Raw genomic sequence first — 3,452 nt, 5'->3', positions numbered from 1 at the left:
GTCCGGCGATGTCCTACTCTCCCACACCGTACCCAGTGCAGTACCATCGGCGCTGGCAGGCTTAGCTTCCGGGTTCGGAATGAGACCGGGCGTTTCCCTGCCGCTATGATCGCCGTAACTCTACCGGCACAACCACAACACTCCCTGATCGGGTGCGGGTGGTCGTTTCCCGTGAACCGTATAGCGGACGTGAGCCATCTCTATCATGCATTGCGTGCAGCAGATGTGTGTTAGTAAGTCATCGGCGTATTAGTACCGGTCAGCTTCACAAGTCGTTAGTCCTTGCTTCCACATCCGGCCTATCAACCCAGTCGTCTAGCTGGGAGCCTCCCACACCTCAAAGGATGTATGGAAACCTCATCTTGAAGCGAGCTTCCCGCTTAGATGCCTTCAGCGGTTATCCCTTCCGAACGTAGCTAACCAGCGGTGCCCTTGGCAGGACAACTGGCACACCAGAGGTTCGTCCGTCCCGGTCCTCTCGTACTAGGGACAGCCCTTCTCAAGTTTCCAACGCGCGCAGCGGATAGGGACCGAACTGTCTCACGACGTTCTAAACCCAGCTCGCGTACCGCTTTAATGGGCGAACAGCCCAACCCTTGGGACCTACTCCAGCCCCAGGATGCGACGAGCCGACATCGAGGTGCCAAACCATGCCGTCGATATGGACTCTTGGGCAAGATCAGCCTGTTATCCCCGGGGTACCTTTTATCCGTTGAGCGACAGCGCTTCCACAAGCCACTGCCGGATCACTAGTCCCGACTTTCGTCCCTGCTCGACCTGTCGGTCTCACAGTCAAGCTCCCTTGTGCACTTACACTCGACACCTGATTGCCAACCAGGCTGAGGGAACCTTTGGGCGCCTCCGTTACTCTTTAGGAGGCAACCGCCCCAGTTAAACTACCCACCAGGCACTGTCCCTGATCCGGATCACGGACCGAGGTTAGACATCCAGAACGACCAGAGTGGTATTTCAACGACGACTCCACCCACACTAGCGTGCCGGCTTCACAGTCTCCCACCTATCCTACACAAGCCGAACCGAACACCAATACCAAGCTATAGTAAAGGTCCCGGGGTCTTTCCGTCCTGCTGCGCGTAACGAGCATCTTTACTCGTAATGCAATTTCGCCGAGTTCGCGGTTGAGACAGCGGAGAAGTCGTTACGCCATTCGTGCAGGTCGGAACTTACCCGACAAGGAATTTCGCTACCTTAGGATGGTTATAGTTACCACCGCCGTTTACTGGCGCTTAAGTTCTCAGCTTCGCCCGAAGGCTAACCGGTCCCCTTAACGTTCCAGCACCGGGCAGGCGTCAGTCCGTATACATCGTCTTGCGACTTCGCACGGACCTGTGTTTTTAGTAAACAGTCGCTTCTCCCTGGTCTCTGCGGCCCTCAAACGCTCACCATCGCAAGGACAGGTCACGCCTCAGGCCCCCCTTCTCCCGAAGTTACGGGGGCATTTTGCCGAGTTCCTTAACCACGATTCACTCGATCGCCTTAGTATTCTCTACCTGACCACCTGAGTCGGTTTAGGGTACGGGCGGCTCGAACCTCGCTAGATGCTTTTCTCGACAGCATAGGATCACCCACTTCCCGCCAATGCGGTCATCATCACATCTCAGGCCCATCATCAAAGAAAGAACTGCGGATTTGCCTACAGTTCGCCCTACATGCTTAAACGTGGACAACCATCGCCACGCGGAGGCTACCTTCCTGCGTCACACCATCGCTTACCTACTACCACTCCAGGTCCAAGGCTCCGATGATTCAGCCCGAAGGCCGGCACACCATCACGATGTTAGTATCGGTGGGTTCGATATGGGCGGTTCTTCGCCGGTACGGGAATATCAACCCGTTGTCCATCGACTACGCCTGTCGGCCTCGCCTTAGGTCCCGACTTACCCAGGGCGGATTAGCCTGGCCCTGGAACCCTTGGTCATTCGGCGGACGGGTTTCTCACCCGTCTTTCGCTACTCATGCCTGCATTCTCACTCGTGTGGCGTCCACACCTGGGTCACCCCGATGCTTCACCCCCCACACGACGCTCCCCTACCCATCCCAACACCTGAGAACAAGATCAAGCTCGTCTAGGTTGATATTGGAATGCCACAGCTTCGGCGGTGTACTTGAGCCCCGCTACATTGTCGGCGCGGAATCACTTGACCAGTGAGCTATTACGCACTCTTTAAAGGGTGGCTGCTTCTAAGCCAACCTCCTGGTTGTCACAGCAACTCCACATCCTTTCCCACTTAGTACACGCTTAGGGGCCTTAGCTGGTGATCTGGGCTGTTTCCCTCTCGACTACGAAGCTTATCCCCCGCAGTCTCACTGCCACGCTCTCACTTACCGGCATTCGGAGTTTGGCTGACGTCAGTAACCTTGTAGGGCCCATTAGCCATCCAGTAGCTCTACCTCCGGCAAGAAACACGCGACGCTGCACCTAAATGCATTTCGGGGAGAACCAGCTATCACGGAGTTTGATTGGCCTTTCACCCCTACCCACAGCTCATCCCCCAGGTTTTCAACCCTGGTGGGTTCGGTCCTCCACGCGGTCTTACCCGCGCTTCAACCTGGCCATGGGTAGATCACTCCGCTTCGGGTCTAGAGCATGCGACTCAAACGCCCTATTCGGACTCGCTTTCGCTACGGCTACCCCACCCGGGTTAACCTCGCCACACACCACTAACTCGCAGGCTCATTCTTCAAAAGGCACGCCGTCACCCCGCAAGGCTCCGACGGATTGTAGGCACACGGTTTCAGGTACTATTTCACTCCCCTCCCGGGGTACTTTTCATCTTTCCCTCACGGTACTAGTCCGCTATCGGTCACCAGGAAGTATTTAGGCTTAGCAGGTGGTCCTGCCAGATTCACACGAGATTCCACGAGCCCCGTGCTACTTGGGAAACCACTAAGTGAGGCCACATCATTTCGTCTACGGGACTAACACCCTCTACGGTCACCCATTCAATGATGTTCGACTACAACATGGCTTTTTGACTCACCCACCACATGACAGCATGGTGAAAACAGCTCCCACAACCCCGGACATGCAACGCCTGTCAGCTATCACACACGCCCGGTTTGGCCTCATCCGCTTTCGCTCGCCACTACTCACGGAATCACTGTTGTTTTCTCTTCCTGTCGGTACTGAGATGTTTCACTTCCCGACGTTCCCCCCGCCACCCTATATATTCAGATGACGGTGACCAGACATGAATCCAGCCGGGTTACCCCATTCGGAAACCCTCGAATCACAGCTCGGTTGCCAGCTCCTCGAGGCTTATCGCAGGCTCCTACGTCCTTCATCGGCTCCTGATGCCAAGACATCCACCGTGTGCCCTTAAAAACTTACGACACACACCCTAGAAAACTAGGAATGCGCACGAAAAATGCACAGATTAAAGATGCTCACGTCCACTATACAGTTCACAAGCAACGAACACACACAACCC

Annotated in this window: 2 rRNA genes; both read right to left on the bottom strand. The window is 55.5% G+C overall.

The features are described from left to right. A 5S ribosomal RNA gene (rrf, locus tag LR394_RS40945) occupies positions 1-117 on the bottom strand. Positions 118-229: 112 nt separating this feature from the next. Further along, a 23S ribosomal RNA gene (locus LR394_RS40940) occupies positions 230-3,354 on the bottom strand. Positions 3,355-3,452 lie beyond the last annotated feature (98 nt).

The organism is Kineosporia babensis, assembly GCF_021129305.1.
Taxonomy (GTDB): domain Bacteria; phylum Actinomycetota; class Actinomycetes; order Actinomycetales; family Kineosporiaceae; genus Kineosporia; species Kineosporia babensis.
The sequence above is the reverse complement of the archived record's forward strand: the minus strand, read 5'-3'. Positions and strand labels throughout refer to the sequence as shown.